Source organism: Singulisphaera photorubra, from assembly GCF_045290345.1.
In the GTDB taxonomy this organism is placed as follows: domain Bacteria; phylum Planctomycetota; class Planctomycetia; order Isosphaerales; family Isosphaeraceae; genus Singulisphaera.
This window is the reverse complement of sequence record NZ_CP155447.1, coordinates 10,753,747-10,774,123: the sequence shown is the minus strand read 5'-3', so window position 1 is coordinate 10,774,123 and position 20,377 is coordinate 10,753,747. Positions and strand designations below refer to the sequence as shown.

Annotated in this window: 12 protein-coding genes; 9 read left to right on the top strand and 3 right to left on the bottom strand. The window is 63.0% G+C overall.

The window, feature by feature from the left end; translation table 11 throughout:
* The first annotated feature begins 13 nt into the window (after positions 1-13).
* From cobS to V5E97_RS40220, 5 genes are all read left to right on the top strand, one after another.
* The gene (gene cobS, locus V5E97_RS40240) at positions 14-565 is read left to right on the top strand and encodes an adenosylcobinamide-GDP ribazoletransferase (protein WP_406697192.1); all 552 of its coding nucleotides are present in this window, start codon (positions 14-16) and stop codon (positions 563-565) included.
* Between the two features lie 230 nt (positions 566-795).
* Positions 796-1,329, top strand: coding sequence for a bifunctional adenosylcobinamide kinase/adenosylcobinamide-phosphate guanylyltransferase (cobU, locus tag V5E97_RS40235; protein ID WP_406697191.1), 534 nt, complete (start codon positions 796-798; stop codon positions 1,327-1,329).
* 92 nt (positions 1,330-1,421) lie between these two features.
* On the top strand, positions 1,422-3,014 hold the full coding sequence (locus V5E97_RS40230; protein WP_406697190.1) for a hypothetical protein: 1,593 nt from the start codon (positions 1,422-1,424) through the stop codon (positions 3,012-3,014).
* A gap of 395 nt (positions 3,015-3,409) precedes the next feature.
* Positions 3,410-5,116, top strand: coding sequence for a hypothetical protein (locus tag V5E97_RS40225; protein ID WP_406697189.1), 1,707 nt, complete (start codon positions 3,410-3,412; stop codon positions 5,114-5,116).
* Positions 5,116-5,523 carry a polymorphic toxin-type HINT domain-containing protein gene (locus V5E97_RS40220; protein ID WP_406697188.1) on the top strand — a complete coding sequence of 136 codons (408 nt, stop codon included), beginning with the start codon at positions 5,116-5,118 and terminating at the stop codon, positions 5,521-5,523. Before V5E97_RS40225 ends, V5E97_RS40220 begins: the two co-directional genes overlap by 1 nt.
* Before the next feature lie 187 nt (positions 5,524-5,710).
* On the opposite strand, the gene V5E97_RS40215 is transcribed toward V5E97_RS40220, so the two are convergent.
* The gene (locus V5E97_RS40215; protein WP_406697187.1) at positions 5,711-6,157 is read right to left on the bottom strand and encodes a nucleoside deaminase; all 447 of its coding nucleotides are present in this window, start codon (positions 6,155-6,157) and stop codon (positions 5,711-5,713) included.
* Between the two features lie 185 nt (positions 6,158-6,342).
* The gene (locus V5E97_RS40210) at positions 6,343-7,539 is read right to left on the bottom strand and encodes a S1C family serine protease (protein WP_406697186.1); all 1,197 of its coding nucleotides are present in this window, start codon (positions 7,537-7,539) and stop codon (positions 6,343-6,345) included.
* 383 nt (positions 7,540-7,922) lie between these two features.
* Between V5E97_RS40210 and V5E97_RS40205 the strand changes: the two genes are divergently transcribed.
* From V5E97_RS40205 to V5E97_RS40195, 3 genes are all read left to right on the top strand, one after another.
* The gene (locus tag V5E97_RS40205; protein ID WP_406697185.1) at positions 7,923-11,702 is read left to right on the top strand and encodes a PVC-type heme-binding CxxCH protein; all 3,780 of its coding nucleotides are present in this window, start codon (positions 7,923-7,925) and stop codon (positions 11,700-11,702) included.
* 110 nt (positions 11,703-11,812) lie between these two features.
* On the top strand, positions 11,813-12,523 hold the full coding sequence (locus tag V5E97_RS40200; protein ID WP_406697184.1) for an acyl carrier protein: 711 nt from the start codon (positions 11,813-11,815) through the stop codon (positions 12,521-12,523).
* Between the two features lie 120 nt (positions 12,524-12,643).
* Positions 12,644-13,414, top strand: coding sequence for a glycosyltransferase (locus V5E97_RS40195; RefSeq protein ID WP_406697183.1), 771 nt, complete (start codon positions 12,644-12,646; stop codon positions 13,412-13,414).
* A gap of 233 nt (positions 13,415-13,647) precedes the next feature.
* On the opposite strand, the gene V5E97_RS40190 is transcribed toward V5E97_RS40195, so the two are convergent.
* Positions 13,648-16,068: a PAS domain S-box protein gene (locus V5E97_RS40190; protein ID WP_406697182.1), complete on the bottom strand. Its 2,421-nt coding sequence runs from the start codon at positions 16,066-16,068 to the stop codon at positions 13,648-13,650.
* 397 nt (positions 16,069-16,465) lie between these two features.
* Here V5E97_RS40190 and V5E97_RS40185 point away from each other — a divergent pair, with 397 nt between their 5' ends.
* A complete protein-coding gene (locus V5E97_RS40185) occupies positions 16,466-20,182 on the top strand; it encodes a PVC-type heme-binding CxxCH protein (protein ID WP_406697180.1) in 3,717 nt (1,238 codons plus the stop codon).
* Positions 20,183-20,377 lie beyond the last annotated feature (195 nt).

Here is a 20,377-nt window from a genome sequence, read left to right as displayed (position 1 = left end):
GGGCTCCGCCTTCTTGCTCATCGCATTTCTTGCGATTCTCACCGGCGGGCTCCATCTCGACGGAGTGGCCGACACCTTCGACGGCCTCTTCCTGTGGGGCGGTGCCGAGCGCCGCCTGGCTGTGATGCGTGACCCGCATATCGGTAGTCATGGTGTCTCTGCAATCGCGCTGGTACTCCTGGGGAAATACGCGGTCCTCAGCGATCTGAACGGACCCGATCGCGCGATGGCACTCCTCGGAGCGGTGACCGTCAGTCGGACCCTGATCCTCGTCTCGGCCGGCATGGCCTGCTACGCCCGACCGCAGGGAACGGGGCGCCTCATGATCGAAGCCACCACCCGACGGGATGCCCTCATGTCAACCCTCGCCGTGTTCGCCCTCTCCGGCGCAGTGGCGGGCTGGACCGGTCTGATTGCCAGCCTTGGGGCCCTGAGCCTCGCGTTCACCCTCACAAGGCTCGCTGCGAAGCGGCTGGGCGGGATCACAGGCGACATACTGGGCGCAACAGTGGAATTGGGCGAACTGACGTATTTGGTGATGTTCGCTGCCTTTCGGGCTCTTTAGGGAGTTCTGGTGAACAGCGAGTCCTGCGCGATTGGGGTGAAGGATGAGGGGGCATTGAGCCTCGCCGGGTGCGGTAAATCGCGAAAAGGTCCTACGACCTGACTCTTCGCCAGATTCGTTTCAAGCCCACCGAGAGAGAGGCCGATAACGATCGCATAAGCCTCTTGGTGCGCGGTGGGTGATTGGAACCCTACCCGAACGCAAGTCTTGGGTTGGGGAAGGGGCGGTCGATGGGTGAGTCGATCCTGGTGCTCGGAGGGATCCGATCAGGAAAGAGCCGGCTGGCCGAACGGCTGGCCGCCGAGTGTTCGCCGGTCACTTATGTGGCGACGGCAACGCGGGAACACGATGACCCGGAGATGGTGGCCCGAATCGAGCGTCACCAGGCGGATCGCCCCGAAGGTTGGACGACGAAAGAGGTTCCGCGAGACCTGGAAGCCGTGCTCCCTACGATCGTGGCCACGGAGGGTTCAGTGGTGATCGACTGTGTAACGCTCTGGATCAGCAACCTGTTGCTCGGTCTGGGAAATGGGGCGGCCTTGGCGGACTCGGAGATTCTCGATGCCGTGGTTCGAGCGGTTCGAGCGGGTCGGGGCCAGGCGCGGGTGATCTGGGTCTCGAATGAGGTGGGGGCGAGCCTCGTGCCGACGAATGCCCTGGGGCGGCGGTTCGCCGACCTTCAAGGGATGGCCAATCAGCGGCTGGCCGAAGAGTGTGATGCGGTCCACTTTTGCATTGCGGGGCTATCGATCCGGCTGAAGTAATCAGCCGGTTCTTGGGGGTTCGACCCCGCGTGAGACGTTGAGTTCGGAGCCTAGGTTCGAGGAGCGAACGCGTGGCGCCAAGGGGCTGTCGGTTGCGACTGGCGAGTATCGGATTGGGCCTGGCCCTGATCCTGGGACTCTCCACGCCCGCTTCGATCGCGGCCCCGCCTCCGGCCCGAGCGTCCCGGGTCCCGACCCTTTACCACAAGAACCGGTCGTTCCGGATCCCGTTCAACGTCGACCCCTCCGAGCGTTCGCGGCTCAAGGAGGTCCAGCTCTGGGTCTCCAACGATGATGGCTTCACCTGGAAGGCCAAGACCACGACACCTCCCGATCGCCCTTCCTTCACGTTCAAGGCGACCGAGGATGACGAGTACTGGTTCGCCGTCCGAACCCTCGACACCCAGGGCCGGCTCTACCCAAGCGACGATGATCAGGTCGAGCCGAGTATGAAGGTGATCGTTGACACGAAGCCCCCTTCGTTGGTCCTCGAATCCGACGGCCGCCGGGGAAGTGGGGCCTCGGTCCGCTGGGAGGTTCACGACGAACATCTCGCCCTGGGCTCGCTGGTCATCGAGTATCAGGTCGACGGCGCTGACAAGTGGCGCAAAGTGTCGATCAATCAGTTGGCCCTGATCGGCAGTGAGACCTGGGATGCCGGCACCGCCGAGCCGCTCACGGTCCGGGCTCAGATCGAGGATCGCGCAGGCAACATTGCTCAGTCAACCATCACGTTGCCCGAAGGAACGCCGAGTAATCCCAGCCTGGCGGGGAGCCAGGATGCGGAATTCCTGGCTCCTCCGCCTCTTTCCTCGGGGCCGAATTTCCAGAATTCCGCCTCGAGGACACGAGCGTCCGAGCCGCGGGATGTCTTTCCGCCGCCCACTCGCATCTCGAAGCGGAATGCGCCGGCACCCATTGCCAACGAGCCGAATCCGTTCACGGCTTCGCCCGACGAGGAGGCGGAGCCATTCGAAAGCCCCGCGCCGAAAGAGGCCCCCGCGGCTCCGAGCCGATCGTTGCTGGTCAAAGACACTCATTTCTCTTTGCAATATGAGGTCGAAGACGCGGGGCCGGATGGCCCGAGCACGGTCGAACTTTTCGTCAGCAGTGACGGCGGCCGGAACTGGAATCGACGATGCGAGGACCAGGACCGAGTCTCGCCCATTCAGGTCGACCTGCCGGGCGAAGGAACCTTCGGGCTCTGCCTGGTCGCCCGCTCGGCTTCAGGACTGGGTGACCTCCCCCCTAGACCCGGCGACCCGCCTCAGATCTGGGTTGAAGTCGACAGCACGCCCCCGTCGGTCGTCATGCCCAAGGCCCCCACGGTGGGCACCGGTCAATTTGCGGGAAAAGTCGCGATCTATTGGCAGGCGACAGACTTTCATTTGCCTTCCCACCCCGTCACGATCTTCTGGCGACCCGAACGAGGTGGAGAGAACTGGCAGCCGATCGGTCCGCCGATGGAGAATAAAGGTCGGACGATCTGGAACGTTCCGCCCAATGTTCCGCCGCGGATCCACCTTCGGATTGAAGTCGTCGACACCGTCGGCAACATCGGCTCGATTGAAACCACTGACGTAGGCCCCGTCATCGTTGATCGGAGCCACCCCAAGAGCCGGATCATCGGTCTCGACCCGGCCGCCAAAACCGGCACCGGCTCCAAGGAGAGCAGCACCAAGTAAGCCTACTCTCCTTTCTTCCCCTCCTGACCGATTCCCGGGCTCAGTGGTGCATCCGTCAAGTTCGTTGATGACGCTTCACTGTCTTTCGATCCCGGTTTCTCCGCTGTGTGCAATTCGTTCGCGAGCCGCTTTCACACCAGTAGCACGGCCGGCCCGGCCGTAATTCAAAAGCATGGCCGGCCCGGCCGTAATTCAAAAAAAGCGGGTGGTGCGTCCCGAAGGGCTGCCTGAGACCGAGTGAAAGACGGCCGGGCCGGCCGGCTTCCTGGTTTTGGCTTGGTTAGCCCGGAATTGAGACCGAAGCATTGCTCAAATTGTTTTCTGCTTGATTTTGGTTGCATGATAGCTAGGATACGTTTTGGCTTCGCTCTCACTTCCCCTTCGGAGTCATGTTGATGATCTCCGCACTTCTGATCTGCACGGGGTGGCTTGCCGCGGCCCCAGTGATACTGCCCGATGCCGAGGGTGAACTTGCCTCTTACGAGGCCGCCAAGGCAAGTGTCGGGCGTGATCCTGAGTCCCAGATCAAGCTGGCGCTCTGGTGTGAGTCGCACGGCCTTCAAGCGGAGCGGATCAAACATCTGGCGATCGCCGTGATGACTGACCCGAAGAACGCGACGGCCCGGGGGCTGATGGGGTTGGTTGCCTACCGAGGGCGTTGGCAGCGACCTGAGGCGGTCGGTAAGTCGGTCGAGGCGGATGATCAACTCAAGGCCAGTCTCGAACGCTATCATGAGAAACGACTCGAGGCTCCGTATACGGCTGAGGGGCAGTGGAAGCTGGCGCTTTGGTGCGACGAGAATGATTTGAAGAGTCAAGCACGCGCTCACTTGATGGCTGTCACCTCGCTGGATCCCGCTCGGGATCAGGCATGGAAACGGCTTGGTTATAAGAAGGTGGATGGGCGTTGGGTGAGCGCCGGGCAACTCGCGGCGGAGGCAACGGAGAGTAAGCGGCAGAAAGAAGCCGACGGGCGCTGGAAGTCGATTCTCGAACGAGCGAGGGGCGCACTTGCGAGCAAGAATCGCCAGGTTGACGCCGAAGAGACCCTGGCTCAAGTGACGGATCCACGCGCGGTGCCCACGATCTGCCGGGTGTTCAGCAAGGGGGAAGCGAATCAGAACGTGGCCATTCGGCTGCTCGGTCAGATTGATTCGGCATCGTCATCACGTGCCTTGGCCGCACTGGCGGTCGGCAGTCCCTTTGCCGAGGTCCGTCGGGCGGCGGCCGAAACACTGGTGAGACGGGATCCGCGGGACTTCGCGGGTTGGCTTGCCAACCTGTTGCGGAAACCGGTCCGATTCGAAGTCCGGCCTGTCGGCGGACCAGGGTCCCCAGGTGAGCTCTTTGTCGAAGGCACTCAGTTCAATGTCAAGCGGCTTTACAGTCCCCCGGCTGGCCCGACGCTCCGGCCGGGCGACCAACTCGGCCTGAACGATGCGGGGCTTCCCGTCGCTACCCGCTTTCTCGGCTTGACCCAGCGGCGAATGTCGCCGGCTGAGGTCCAGATGTTGGAGGGGAAAAGTTCCAATGTGAAGCAGGTCCTTGCGCAGTTTCCCAAAAATGGGCTCGCCCCCGAGGCGGCCCAGAAGCTTGAGCAATTGCTGGAGGGGAGTTGGTCCATACCGATCTTTGAGAGGGATCAACAGGTTGCAAACTCGCGGAATTACTCCGCGATTGTGCCCCAACTGGCTCAGATCCCGGTGGGCGAGATGGTCCTCGAAGCGCAGGCCGCGGCTCGGATGGCCGAGCGTCAACTGGAAAGTGACGTTGCCTCCTCGAGCAATACAATGCTCCGATCGTTCAAGTCAACGAGCGAGTCGTCTCCATCCTCACGAACGTCGCTGGAGCCAATCTCGGCGACGATCCTGAGACCTGGAAGAAATGGGCGATCGACCTTCGGGGTTACGCCTATGTTCCCCAGCGATCCACACAAGAAACTCCGACGATCACGGAGCAGGTGCCGCTCGCGTTCCAGCCGCAAGCGGCTCCGATCCTCGGAACTGGAGCGCCGTTCATCGCCATTCGCGAACGCCACTCCTGTTTTGGAGGCGGTACGCTGGTCGCGACCCTGGCGGGATCCCGCCCCATCGAGAGCTTGATGGTCGGCGACCAGGTCCTTGGCCAAGAGACGACGACCGGCCGGCTGAGTTATCAACCCATCGTCGCGGTCTTTCACAACCCACCCAGCCAGACGCTTCGGATCGACCTTGGCGACGAGTCGATCGTCGCGACCGGGATCCATCGATTCTGGAAGGCGGGACGAGGCTGGACGATGGCCCGTGAATTGAAGCCGGGCGATACCGTGCGTACCCTCGCCGGTCTGAGCACCGTTCGGTCGGTCGAGAGCGACCAGGTCCAGCCGGTCTTCAACCTCCAGGTGGCCGAAGGTCGGACGTTCTTCGTCGGTCGGACCGGAACTTTAGTGCATGACAACAGCCTGATCGAAGCGGTGACCGACCCGTTCGACGCCGCGCCTGAACTCGAGTCCGTGGTGCGCAAAGACTGAGAACGCGGTCGAGAATGACCCCATTTGATCCGTGAGTAGGCGAACGGCAGGATGACGCCTGCCGCTAGCACTAAGGCCGTAGTCGCATCAAGTGTTCGTTTGAGAATTTTTGTATTCGTTGCTGCGAACGTCGAACGGCGGGGGCGAGGAAGATCGCCTGACGCGAGGGTAGTCTCTTATTCGCTCATCACAGCTTCAGCCGGGTGCACTTCTCCCGCATCACCCCGCCGTTCACGACAGGTGCCGGCCGCCAACCATCGAGCGCCGGATCGGTCAGGATTGGGTGGGCCGAGTTGACGCCGCCGATCATCGGCGTCTCCAGGCCATAGACGACGAGGCCGATGCGAAGCTGACGGATGGCATAGGAGCACATGAAGCAGGGCTCAGCGGTGGTGTAGAGCACCGCGCCGGCGAGGTCTTTGCGACCCGTCGAATCGAGCGCCGCCTGACAGGCGAGGATTTCAGCATGGCCAGTGAGGGAAGTGCCCACAGGCAAGGTCTCGACCCCTTCGCCGATGATCCGGTCGTCGAGCACGACGATGCTCCCGACCGGGGTGTTGCCCTGATCGCGGGCCGTCACCGCCAACTCGAGGCATCGCCGCATGAAGCTTTCGTGGTCGTGGGGCGTTTCCATCCCGATGTCCTCGAGGCGGATCGTGTGAGGTTTGAGGTGCGGCTCTCGGAATTCTTGGCGGAGTTGAGCACCATCTGAATGGGGTGGCCGAGGGCCTGCGGAGCTGGTTGGCCCTGGCCACCCCGAATCCTTACCCACGGATTCAGCATGCCGGGAACGGAGTCCCGGCGGCTTGATCCGCAGAGTCACGACTGCCCGAGCGTCACCCGGATCTCGAGGGTGCGGCCCCCCCGGAGTACGGTAACCTTGGCCACCTGGCCGGGAGCGTGGGACTCCACCTCGGTGAGCAACTCGTCGACGTTGTGGACCGGCTTGCCGTCGATCGCCACCAGGATATCGGCCGACTCGGGGTCGAGCTTCCGGACCAGGGCTCCGCCGTAGCGAACGACTTTCACCTGGATCGGCTGGATGCCCGCTCGTTCGGCGGGTCCATCCTCGACGAGCCCGAGGACGACCAGGCCCTCATTGGTCGTGAAGACACGGGTGATGCCCAGGTCAGCGCGGATGACGCGGCCGTGCTCGATGAGCGGCTTGATGATTCGCGCGATCGCGTTGATCGGCACCGCGAAGCTGATCCCGGCCGATTGCCCGACCTGGCTCATGATCGCCGTGTTCATCCCGATCACCTGCCCACGCGAGTTCAAGAGCGGCCCCCCGGAGTTGCCGGGGTTGATCGCGGCGTCCGTCTGGATGATCCCCTTGATCATCCGCCCATTCTTGGCTTGCAGTGAGCGGTCGAGACTACTGATGATCCCTGTGGTCAAGGTCCGCTCGAGTCCGAACGGGTTGCCGAGGGCCAGGATTTTCTGTCCCACCAGCAGGCCCGACGAATCGCCCAGCGCGACCGGGTAAAGATCGGCAGTCGGGGCTTGCACCTTGACGATCGCCACGTCGTTGGACGCGTCCGCGCCGATCACGCGGGCCTCGTGCGTGGTTCCGTCATAGAGCGTGACCTGGACCGACTCGGCGTCCTCGACGACGTGGTAGTTGGTCAGGATATGCCCCTGAGCGTCGATGACGAACCCTGACCCGGTTCCGCTCGACGTCTCATCGCCGAAGATCCCGGCCGCCTCGGATGCCGTCGTGATGTTGACGACGCTTCGGTTCACCCCTTGATAGACTCGGATGTTGATCTGCTCGTCGGCATCGGCACTCTTGAGCACCTCGGGCGGTATCGGGGGTGAGGGGACGGTCTGTAACTGATAACCCGTCGGGCGGGCCGGCCTGGGTGTGGCTGGCGGCTCGAGTCGACGAAACCCCGGAATCTGATTGACGGGGGGCTGTCGCGGAGCCCCGAATCGTCCTCCGAAGAGGAGAGCTGCCAAAGCCAGCGTGGTCGCCGCCGTCAAGAGGTGCGCCGAGATCGACTTCCAGTTCGACATTTCGCCTCCCGCTTCAGTCGTTTCATTCCAGAATCGCGGGCCAATGAGGGGACTCGTGATCCTCCTCCTCTTCTGCCGAATTCTCGCTTCTATTCTAGCGGGTTGTCACTTCAACTTTGAGACCGAAACCGCGGACGATCTGCCCGGTGTTCGACGATGGGTCGATCAAGCGCCGATCGTCGCCCGGCACGTTCCGTTCTCCGGCCCGCTCGGCCGGGCAAGAGGCTGGACTGCTCCTTCCCCGCGCGACACAATGAGCAGGCCAGGCCAATCCGCAGGAGCCGCTCGTCAGAGATTTTCCCAAGTTTTGCAGCTAACGGTCGAATCCGGCCGAGGACCAGGTGTCCTCGATCTCTTCGCCCATCGATCAGGAGCCGTCGCCGATGTCGCATCGCAACCCGCCGCGCACCAGGCTCGCCCGCTGGGCCGGTCTCGGGGTCTGGGCACTCATGCTCAGCGGACCCCTCGCCGGCTTTGCCCAGGTCGGTCCGGAAGAATCGGCCCGCAAGATCAAGCCGGCCGATGGCCTTCACGCGACCCTCTGGGCGTCCGAGCCCTTGGTTAACAACCCCACAAATATGGATGTCGACTCGCGCGGTCGGGTCTGGGTGACCGAAGGACTCAATTATCGACTTCAACGCGCTCGCAACGCCGGCCTGAAGAAAATCGAGGAGGCTGATCGGATCAAGATCCTCGAGGATACCGATGGTGATGGCAAGGCCGACAAGGTGACCGTGTTTGCCGATCATATCTTCCCGGTGCCCATGGGCTTGGCCGTCGAAGAACGATACGGCAAAGACGGCAAATACAAGGGGTGCAAGGTCTACATCGGCAACAGCCCCGACCTACTCGTGCTCGAAGACACGGATGGCGATGACAAGGCCGACAAACGCTATCCGCTCCTGACCGGGTTCGGTGGGGTTGACTCCGACCACGGTGTCCACGGCATGGTACTCGGGCTCGACGGCAAGCTGTACTTCACCCACGGCGACGGTTGCTGCTCGGTTCAGCAAGACCATACCGAGAAGGTGCAGAACTTCGACGTGGTCGACAAGAGTGGTCGCCACGTCTCCAGCGACCAGCTCGCGAATACCCTTCGCGTCAACCGCGACGGCACCCAGTTCGAGGTTCTCGCCGATCGTCAGCGCAACAACTACGAGACCAGCCTGAACGCGTTCGGGAACATCTTCACCAGCGACAACGACGACGACGGCAACCGTGGCAGTCGGGTGATCTGGGTCATGGATGGCGGCCAGTATGGCTACCGGACCCCGGGGAGCCCCCGGCACTGGGGCGAAGAAGTGCCCGGCAGCGTGCCGAAGTTGGCCGGAACCGGGAACGGCAGTCCTTGCGGCATCATGGTCTATGAAGGAAGTCTCTTTCCCAAGGAGTACCACGGGGCCGTTCTCGAGGCCGATGCCGGGACGAGACAGATCAATTTCTTCCCCTTGAGCCGCCATGGCGCTTCGTTTCGCACGGAGTACAAGGTCTTCCTCGGCAGTGATGATCCCTGGTTCCGCCCCGTCGATATGACGGCCGCCCCTGACGGTGCGGTCTTCGTCGCCGACTGGTACGACGCCGGAGTTGGCGGACACGCGTTCAAAGATCAGGACACCGGGCGGATCTATCGCGTCACGCCCATCGGCGCCAAGCCGAAGGCCGCCAAGCCGAATTTCGGGACCGTGCACGGACTGATCGAAGCGCTCAGGTCTCCCGTGGTCGCCGCCCAGGACGCCGCCCGCCGCGGACTGATCGAATATGCCAAGGCCGGTGATCCGAACGCGAAGCCGGTCGATCCCGAAAAGCCGAAGGGGACGCAAGTGCTCGACCCCGAGCAGGAGGCCGTTTCGGCTCTTGTGAATCTCTTCTCGACCGGTCAGCCGCATGAGCGTGCCCGTACTCTCTGGGTGCTTCATGCGATCGTTGGCGACCGGGCGGCTGAAGACGCTTTGAAGGACCGCGACCCACGGATTCGCGAGCAGGCCGTCCGCATCCTCGGCCGCGACGCCCGCGAGAACGGCCGCGTCGAGTACAAGGATCCCGCGGCGAAGCTTCCCGCCCCCGCCTCGACCCATCTCAAAGCACTGTTGCCGATGGCGGCTGACCCTGACGCCGGCGTCCGCCGCGAACTCGTTCTTGCGTTGCGGAACTTGCCGACGGAACAAGTGGGCGATGCCCTCAAGACCCTGGCGAGAACCTGGGACGGCCAGGATCGCTGGTATCTCGAAGCGCTCGGGCTGGCCCTTGAAGCGCGTGAAAGTGACTTTCTGGAGAGCCTGTTCGACGGCACCTTGTACGGCGATCTCACGCTCGACGACACGAGGCAAGTGGCCCTTCCGCCTTATTTCCCGGTCGACCGCAACGAGGCTTACATCGTCGTCGGTACGAAGGACCTCCCCGCTTCGGGACTCAGCAAGACACTCGGACTCGCGTGGCGGATCCATCAGCCCGCGGTACTTCCCTTGCTCGCCCGGATCGCTCCCAAGCTGGACACTCCCGAGTTGCAGCAGGCGGCCGACGACGTCGTGATGCAGATCAATGACCCGGCCGGGGCCGAAGCCCTGGCCGGTTTGGCGGCCGAATCGAACGACCCGACCCGCAAGCGGCAGGTCTTGGAACTGCTCGGGCGCAAGCTCGGGGGGAACTGGGCCGCCGCGCGGGCGAACCCGCGAGTCATCCAGGTCATTCAACTGGCGCTCGGCGATCCTCTGACGCGGTCTTCAGCGATGGTGGCGGCCGCCGCCACCGGTGACGGCCGGTTCGCCGACGAGATCCGGGCCGAGGCGAGCAATCCGAAGGCCTCGGAAGAAGTTCGGGTGGCTGCGGTCGAGGCTCTCGGCCAGCTCAATCCACCAAAAGTCGGCGAGTTCTTCGACAAGTTGATCGCCGAGACCAAGGGCAAGAACCACTCCAACAGCCCGGCCGAGGCGGCCGTGCGGACCTTGCCGAAGCTCGGAAATGCGAACCGGCGGCTCGCTGACCTGATCGTGGCCAAGGATTACCCCCTCGGCCTCCGCCGCGAGGCGCTCCGCACGTTCGCCAGGACCAGCGAGGGAGGCCGTGGCGTCCTTGCCCTGGCTCGCGAGGACAAGCTCCCCGCCGACCTCAGGACCGAGGCGACGACCGTCGTCAACGCCCACGTGGACGGCAAGATCCGCGACGAGGCGTCGAAGATCCTCCCGTTGCCCAAGACCAAGTCCGGTCGTCCCCTCCCGCCGTTCGGCGATCTGATCCGTCGTGATGGGCGGGCCGACGTTGGCCGCGATGTCTTCTTCCGAGGTCAGGAAGGGCAAGGACTGGTCAGTTGCGGTGGCTGCCATCGCGTGCAAGGACGCGGCGATTGGGTAGGGCCAGACCTCTCGACGATTGGCACCAAGTATGGCAAGGACGAGCTGCTGCGCTCGATCCTCAACCCGAGCGCGGCGATCGGCTATAATTACAAGACGGCGGTGGTCGCGACCAAGGACGGTCAGGTCTTCACCGGCCTGCCCGTCGAGGACGGCCCGGATCGTCTTGTCCTCAAAACGGCCGATGCGAAGCGGATCGCGATCCGGCCCGGCGACGTGGACGATCGCTCCACCAGCGACGTTTCCCTGATGCCTGAGGGCCTGGCCGAAACGATGGGAGACCAGGACCTGGTCGACCTGCTCGCATTCCTTACCACCTTGCGGCAGCCGGTGAGCATCGTGGGTCAGTACCAGGTGATCGGCCCGCTGGCCAATGCGAAGGACGGTTCGTCCCCGTTCGATACCAGCGTGAAGGTCAACCTTCGAGAAACCCTGACCGGTCCCGAAGGGCGAAAGCTCTCCTGGCGTCGGCTCAATGCCAACGCTGAAGGACGTGCCGACCTGTCGACGCTCGCCGGGGCCGATCCCAAACAGGTTGTCTATCTGCACGCCCCGGTCGGTTCGCCGGTCGAGCAGGATGCCCAACTTGTGCTTGAAACCAAGGGGGATCTCAAGGTCTGGTTCAACGGCAAGGAACTGGAACTTCCCCAGAGCCAGGAGAACGAGCCTCGGTCCGTTTTCGTCCGCCTTCCCAAAGGTTCGAGTGACCTCCTCATTCGCGCCGCCGGGAATCCGAACGCCGCGCTGGTGACGACGCTGGTCGCCGATCGGCCGGTTGAGTTCAGCGTCGAAGAGTCGAAAGACGCGTCGCGTTGATTGCGGCGGGGCCAGATTGGGTTTTCCGCCGTTGCCTCCGCGCTCACGCGGAGGCAACGGCGATGTTGGCGTGATATGAAATCCCAATCAAATAAAAAAAGAGGATACCGATGGGCCTCGACCTCGTGGAGATCGCGATCGCAACCGAGGAGGCCTTCGGTATCACGATCAATAACCGGGATGGCGAGAAGATCACGACGGTCGGAGAATTGTATCGCTACGTACTCACGAAACTTGCCGATCAGGAGTCTCCCTTTCCCACGTGCAAGAGTGCCATGGTTTTCTACCGCCTGCGCCGTGCGCTGGGCGAAACACTTGGGATTGAGCGCGATCGCGTCCGCCCCTCGACAGCCATCGAAGATCTGATTGCGTCGAACGACCGCAGGCGGGTCTGGAATCAACTGGAGAACGCAACCAACCTGGATTTCCCCTGGTTACAGTTTCCAGCCTGGGTTGGGGTGGTCGTGGTCGGATCCCTGCTCGCTTCGCTGATCACCGGCGCAGCTTCGCTTGTTTTTGGATTATCAAACCAGTTGGCCGTTTGGTTTCCACTGGCCATCTTTGGCTTGATTGCGATCGGTCAGATCCTGGTTGGAATGGATTCACTCGCCGTCTGCCTTCCCGACGATTGTCAATCGGTGAGGGGAATGATTCATCATGTCGTTGCGATGAATTATGGGAACATGGTTAAAATTGACAAGCAATGGAATTCGTGTGAGGTTTGGGAAGCGATTCGAACCCTTGTCGGTCAGCACGCGGGCGTTGACCCCAACGAATTGACCGAGGAGACCAGCTTCGTGTATGACCTTGGTCTGGATTGAGCCTGGGGCGAAATCGATTCGAGGCGATCACAGTCTCCTCGCGGCCCGCCCGGTTGGCATTTCCGAGACTTGAGACGTTTTCATTTCATTCCCTCCCTCGGCCGCCCCCGGAAGACGATCTTGAACGAGTCGCCCGACGCCATTTCACCTCAAGTTGCCGTCGCCATCCCCTGCTACAACGAAGCCGCGGCAATCGCCACGGTGATCGCCGAGTGGCGGTCCGCGCTTCCCGACGCCGAGATCGTCGTCTTCGACAACAACTCGAGCGACGGCACGGGCGCCATCGCACGCGACCTCGGAGTGCGTGTTGTCGATGTGCCTCGCCAAGGCAAGGGACATGCCGTCCAGGCAATGTTCCACCACCTTCAAGACCGCGACGCCGTCATCATGGTCGACGGCGACGGCACCTATCCGGCCGAGGAAATCGGCCGCTTGCTCAGGCCGATCCTCGACGGCACGGCCGACATGTCCATCGGCGCGCGGATTCCGGTCGCCGAACCGGGGGCGATGACGCCACTTCGAGGCCTGGGCAATGTCCTGATTCGAGGGGCGTTCCGCGTCCTGATTGGCCGTGGCCCCGGCGACCTGCTATCGGGATATCGAGTCTTCGGCCCCCGGTTCCTTGAATCCGTGTCGCTCCGGTCCGAAGGGTTCGAGATCGAGACCGAATTGGCGAGTGAAGCCGTGGCGCGGCAGATGCGTACGGTGGAGGTTCCCGTTCCGTATCATCCGCGAATCGCCGGGACGGCCAGCAAGCTCAATCTTTTTCGTGACGGCTGGCGGATCCTGAAAACGATCGTTCGCCAGAGCCTGCGGCTCCGACCCTGGAGACCTTTGCTGATCGCAGTCCTCCTGGGCGTTCTTACTGCCGTGATCATCGCGGTCTTGTAGAGTGTGAAGCTTCGCCTCACCCGTGATAAATTGATCAACGATTCACGATGGGGCAGCGGCCAGACACCGATTTTTCCCGTAGGGTGGGCACGGACCACCTCCCTATCTTCTTGCCGAAGCGAAGGTTAAGACTGTGGGCCGTGCCCGCCCGATGGGAATTGTCAGGCCGACGAATGAGGACATGGCCGATCGCGTTGGCGTAGGAAGAAACGAGTTCGGCGAAGCTTTACGACCTAAGTCGGATTGCCGAGTGTGCCGAGTGCTTGTTTGAGGGCTTCCCAGGTCACCGGCTTTTCCAGGTAGCCGTTGACCCCGGCCTCGCCAATTCGGTGCTGGTTGACCAGAGTGACGTCGCCGGTGAGTGCGAATATCGGTAATGCTTGATGTTTTGGGTCGGCGCGGAGTGTCAGGGTGGCCTCGATGCCGTCCATGAGAGGCATGTTCACGTCCATCAGGACGGCGAGCAAGCGTTCTTGCTTGGCGACCGCGAGTACGTCGCGGCCATTGCTTGCCTCGAGGACGCGATAGCCCATCCGGCGGAGCACTCGGGCGAGCGCCTGCCGGCTGTCGACGTGGTCTTCGGCCACCAGGATCGCGCCGGAGGGAAACGCGGGGGACTCGAAGCGATGGTCGTACTCGGAGGCGGGCTGGTTCAAGGTCAGGGCCGAGCTGGGGAGGACCAGCGTGAACGTGCTGCCGACGCCGGCGGTGCTACGCAAGGTGATCTCTCCGTTCAGGAGACTCGCCAGACGGCGGCAAATCGCCAGTCCGAGCCCGGTTCCTCCCTCGGCCCGCTGGGCGTCCTCGAGGACGACGAACTCCTCGAAGATCCGCCCCTGATCGCTCAGGCTGATCCCAATCCCCGTGTCTTCGACCGCGATCCGGATCTGGTCCTCCGTAAGCTCGCCATAGATTCGGATCTGGCCTTTTTCGGTGTATCGCAAGGCATTGGAAAGGAGGTTGCTGAGGATCTGCTTGAGCTTTGATCGATCGGTCTCGAGGCTAAGGCCGGCGAGCGAGCCGGGTTCGAGCTGAACTTTGAGCCCTTTGACCCGAGCTTGTGGTTCGATGCTGGCCACGCACTCGGTGAGGACCTGCTCGAGTGGGAATCGGGAGACCTCGGCCGGCAAGGCACCGGCGTCGATCTTGCTCAGGTTGAGCAGGTCTCCGAGGAGGTCGAGGACGTTGCGGACCGAGTGGCGGATCGTCCGTAGGCAGATCTGGACCTCGGCATCGGCGTCCCCGTCGAAGTGGATTTCGAGCAGTTGGGCCGCCAGGCCGACCGCGTTGAGCGGCGTGCGTGCGTCGTGTGAGAGCGCGGAGACGAGGTGGGTCTTGTGCCGCGAACTCTCCTCGGCCAGTTCGCGCTGTTGTTTTAGCGAGGTTTCGAGGTTGATCCGCTCGGTGATGTCGAGGCACGAGCCGAGGTAGCCGAGGAACGTGCCTTTCGGATCGGAGTACGGGGTGCCTCGGTCGTTGATCCAGCGGAACTGACCGTCACTGCTTCGCAGGCGGTAGGTGATCTCGAACGATTCGCGGCGGGCGAAGGCCTCGCGGTAACTGGCTTGAAAGCGTTCCAGGTCGTCGGGGTGGACCGCGCTGGCCCAGTGCTCGCTCAGGTCGGGATGGGCGCCTCGGCCGCGAAAGTCGAGCCAGGTTTCATTCACGTAGTCGCACCGGCCCTCGACGTCGGTCCGCCAGATCATGACCGGCGACTTTTCGGCGATGGTTCGGAACTGGGCCTCGGAGGTGGCGAGTCGGGCCTCGAGTTGCTTGCGCTCGGTGATATCCTGGACAACCGAGACCGCCCCAAGGATTGCGCCGGCGGCATCGGTCAAGGGGGCGGACTTGATCGAGACAGTCCGCGCCTCCCCTTGGATGACCCAGATCAACTCCTCTTGGGACGCCGGCTCACCGCGAAGCACGCGGAGGATCGAGAGTTCCTCGTGGGTAAGCGGAGTCCCATCGGGGCGGAGAATCTTGTTCTCCGACCCAAGATGATGGACGCTCGTCCGCCCGACTTTCTCTTTTTGGGCGAAAATGGGGAGCCGCTCAGCCTCCTCATTGACTCCGATGACCGTTCCTTCGAGGTCGACCACCCAGACTGCGAGCGGGAGGCTGTTGAGGATCGTGCGGAGCTTCGACTTCTCGAGTTTCGCGGCGATCCAGGCGTCTTCGATCGCGCTCTGCCGTTGCTTGACCTCTGACAAGGCCTTCTGCGTTTCCGACCGGCTTACCTCCTGGAAATGGCGGACCGACACGGCGGTTGCCTCATCCAGGACCTCGTTAATCGACTCGTAGGCGGAGTTGAGCTTTGCGAGGCTCCACTGATGCTGGTGGGCGAATTCGAGGGTCGCTCGCGCCAGCGCCGTGCGGAGATGCCCGAACTCCACAACGACCTCGGCGATGTTGTAACCACGAGCCCAGCGGTCAGCCCCGTGCAGTTTCCCTTCGGCTGTGGTACTGAACGGCCGACCCCGAAGCCGATCCCCTAATCGCACGAGCAGATCCGGGATATGATCGTTGAACTCGGCTCGCGACAGTCGTCCGACCTCGGGACAATCGTCATCGCGTTCGACGATGCTCCGCCAGATGGCGAGAATCGCTTCGCTTTGTTCGTCGATATGATCCGCCAACACGGCGGGCTCACTCATGGCTGATGGTCTCTCCACAAACAACAGCCTTGACTCGCGTTCCGTCCTGGGAGGGCTCTCGTCGCCCAACCTTGTCCCGTTTGATTCCTGGTTGTTGCTCGATTCGCTTCAGACTGGAGATGAGGAGGGTGTTTGGAAGGGACGCTTACCTTCTCAGTATCGGCCAGCGGCTCAAGGACTGTCAAGCGCAACCACACACCCGCTTTCCGAGAAGATTGCCTGGGCAGTGGCGCGGTTTGAAGAAGCGAGCAACTCAGAGGGAGAAAAATTTCGTTGGTTGACAGCGCTGTGAAGTTAGAATGTGGCTCGCCCCCCGCTCCTGCACGAGAGCAGACCTCGCTGGCATCGTCGCCCCGGACTCGCCTTCATCCTGCTTCCCCGAGATGGGAACCTGCTTATGCCGTTCGCTCGATTCAGGCGGGCTCTACCCGCACTCGCTTTATCGGTCATTGTGCTCGGCCTGGGGGGCACGGCTTCCGGGGCGCTGCCCAAGGTTCCCGAAGGGTTTGAAGTTCGGCTGGTCGCAACTGTCCCGGCGGTCTTGTATCCCTGCCAGGTCGGCACCGCCCCCGACGGTTCCTTGTTCGTGGCCGAAGATCCGATGGATCAGGTCGGACCCTACGAGGCCAACCATGGGCGGATCCTCCTCTTTCGCGACGGCAAAGACCCAGTCGTCTACGCCGACGGCTTTCGGGCCATCCAGGGCATGGCCTGGCACAACGGGGCACTCTATGTCTCGCACATGCCCTTCCTCAGCGTGCTGCGCGACGCCGATGGTGACGATAAGGCCGAGAGCCGCAGTGAACTCTTCAAGGACCTGGGACCGACCGATAACCGGGGACTCAACGACCACATCGTTTCGGGTATCCAATTCGGAATGGATGGATATCTTTATATTTCCGTTGGCGACAAGGGCATTCCCAAGGCGACCGGGCCCGACGGACGCACGATCCAGATCGTCGGCGGCGGAACCTGCCGTTGCCGTCCCGACGGCACTGGACTCGAAGTGGTTTCGACCGGCACTCGCAACCACCTCGAACCGAACCTCGACGATCGCGATAATCTGTTTACCTATGACAATACCGATGACGGACTCGGCTGGTGGACCCGTCTGACCCATCATGTCGACGGGGGCTATTACGGCTATCCGTATGACTATCACGACCGCCCTGACCGCCATCTTCCCAGAATGGCCGAGTACGGTGGGGGTTCTCCCTGTGGCGCAGTGCTCTACAAGGAGGATGCCTGGCCGGAGAAGTACCGGGGCGTCGGTTTCTGGGCCGAGTGGGGGAAAGGGAAGGTTCATGCCTTCCGGCTCGCCCCCGATGGGGCGACCTTCAAGGTCGTCGAGGAGATTGACTTCGCGGTTGCCGACGGTCTCTCGAATTTTCGGCCGATCGACCTCGCACTCTCCCACGACGGTCGTACCCTCTACGTGGCCGACTGGGGGATGGGGAGTTGGGGGAGCAAGACCGAGAAAGTGGGCCGCGTTTTTGCGATCACCCACAAAGATCCGGTCGAGTCGCCTCCGCGCGGTCGGGACTCGGACTCGGTCAACGCCCAGATCAAGCAACTCGGCCATCCGGCGTTCAGCGAGCGGATGCGGGCTCAAGCGGCTCTGATCGCAAAGGGGCGCGAGGCCATCGACCCTGTCCTGACGGCGCTTCGTGACGGCTCGACCCCGGCGAATGCGCGGCGGCATCTGATCTGGGTGAGCGTGGCGCTTGCGCCCGAACCCTCGGTGATCGAAGCGGTATTGGCCGAGGTGCTCAAGGCGCCCGAGGCCGACCTCCGCGCTCAGGCGGTCAGGGCTCTCGGCCTCTCGAGTCAACCGGCACGACCGACGGCCGTGGCTCTGGCGGCCGACGGACTTGCCGACTCCGACCCGGTGGTCCGGCTCCAAGCCGTGATTGCACTCGGCAGACTGGGGCACGCCGATGGCGTCCGGCCGTTGTTCCCTTTGTTGGCCGCGCCCGAAGACTTCATCGCCTGGAGTGCTCGCCAGGCACTCCGGCGGATTGGCGACTGGAAAGGGGCGGCAAGTGGGCTGGGCTCGGACAACCCGAAGGTCCGCGCCGGTCTCCTGGCCTCGATGGAACTGGTCTACGAGGAGGGCGCTGCCCAGACGCTTGCCGAATACGCCAACGACGATCGCAAGGACGTCGACGAGCGGGCGAAGGCCGTCCTGTATCTCTCGCAGGTGCACCGCAAGACCAGTCCTTGGGACGGCCGCTGGTGGGGGACCCGGCCGGCCGCCGGCAAGCCTCCGGCCAAGGTGGTTGACTGGGAGCAAACCCGATTCGTGCTCGAGCGGATTCGCAGCCTCCTGGGCGATCAGGCGGTCGCGGTGCGGCTCGCCGCGGTGACTGCGGTTCGCGAAGTCGGTGATCGCGAGGCGCTCCCGACCTTGCGGGGCCAGGTCGAACGCGATCCCGACGTCTCGGTCCGCGTGGCGGCGATCAAGGCGCTCGGCGCCCTGGAGGACAAAGAATCGCTGCCCCTCTTGATTGCCGCGATCCGCGCCTCGGTGACGCCTGAGCCGGTCCGTGACTCCGCGCTGGAGGCGGTCGAGTTGATCGGGTCCGACGTGGCGGTCAACGCGCTCGTCGACCTGCTCAAGAACGGGGAGGCCGGCCCCTCGAGGCAGGCCCGGCTGATTCTGGCCTTGGGGCGATTCAAAGCTCAGGCCGCCGTTGCGACGATCGTCGAGGCGCTCGGAAATTCGTCGCCCGAGGTCCGGGCGGCCGGGGCCGAAGCCCTGGGAAAGATCGGTCAACTCGCCGGGGTGGGCGCTCCCTTGCGGGCGTTGCTGGACGATCGCGTAATTGAGGTCCGCAAGGCCGTGATCGTTGCCCTGGGGGCGCTGGCGGATCGGGAGGCGATCCCCGCGTTAATGGCCGCCGCGAATGCCAAGGAGACCCGGTTCGAGGCGACACGTGCCCTGGCCGCCATGCCCGACCTGCTGGCCTTGCAAGTCTATCTGGCCGGCCTGGCCGACAAGAGTCCCGACCTTCGCAAGGTTTCGGCCGACGCTCTTGGGCGGATCCAGGCGGAGGCGGTCCCGGTGCTCGATCAACTCGCCGCCCGGCATGAACTTCCCCCGGCTATCGTACCAGAGCTACGGAAGGTCTACACTTCGCTCCAGCCGGTGAAAGCCTGGCGGCTTGCCGGTCCGTTCGCGATCGACGCCGCGCCTCCCGTGGCGGTGGAAGGACCAGTCGATTTCCTCGCGGAACTGGTTGGCGCACAGGACGAACCAGTTGCCTGGAAAGTGGCCAAGCTGGCGGACAAACAGGGGCGGATCGACCTGCACAAGCTCTACTCGAGCTTGGAGGACCGGGCCGTGTTCGGCTACGCCGAGTTTCCGAGCCCTTCAAAGCGGGCCACGCAGATGGCTGTCGGATCGGACGACACACTCACGGTCTGGCTCAACGGCAAACAGGTCTATGACTTCCAGGGGCGTGACAGTTTTCAGCATGAGAAACATCGAGTCGACGTCTCCCTGGTTGAAGGGACGAATCGAATTCTGATCAAATGTGGCAATCGTGGCGGCCCTTGGCAATTCGCCCTCGGGTTCGCGACGCCCTCGGACTATGCTTTCCTGAAAGCGCCGGCGGAGGGCGGGTTCGATCCGGACGGCTTTCGGGCCTTCGCGATGGAGGGGCAAGGGAAGGCGGAACGCGGCCGTTCACTCTTCCAGGATCTGAAAGGATTGGCCTGCATTCGCTGTCATGCCGTGGGCAAAGAGGGAGGAGCGGTCGGTCCGGAACTGTCGAGCATCGGGGCCAAGTACCCGCGCCCTGAGTTGATCAACTCGGTCCTCTTCCCCTCCGCGCAGATCGCCTCGGGCTACGAGCCGGTCGTGGTGGCGACCGGGGACGGACGTGTGCTCACTGGGATTATCAAGAGTGACACCCCCGAAGCGCTTGAGATCGAAGATGCCGACGCCAAACGGGTCCGAATTCCCCGTGATCAGATCGACGATCGAAAGCGAAGCGATGTCTCCCTGATGCCGACCGGGCTGGCCGAGGGACTCTCCAAACAAGACTTTGCCGACCTGATCGCCTATCTTGAGACCTTGAAGGAGACTCCGGCCAATAAACCCTCGCAGTAGACTGTAGGGAACCGGGCGACCAGAGAACGCATCAGCCTCCCAACCAGAAAGGGGGCAGAGCCCAATCGGCTCTTGGCCCCTTTTTTCCTGCATCCAGCTTCAGATCCAACTTTCCCGATGGCGAGTTGGCCGATGAGTTGGAACTGCGATGAGTGGTTTTGCACGTAATTGATGATGCCGCCTCGAGATCTTGAG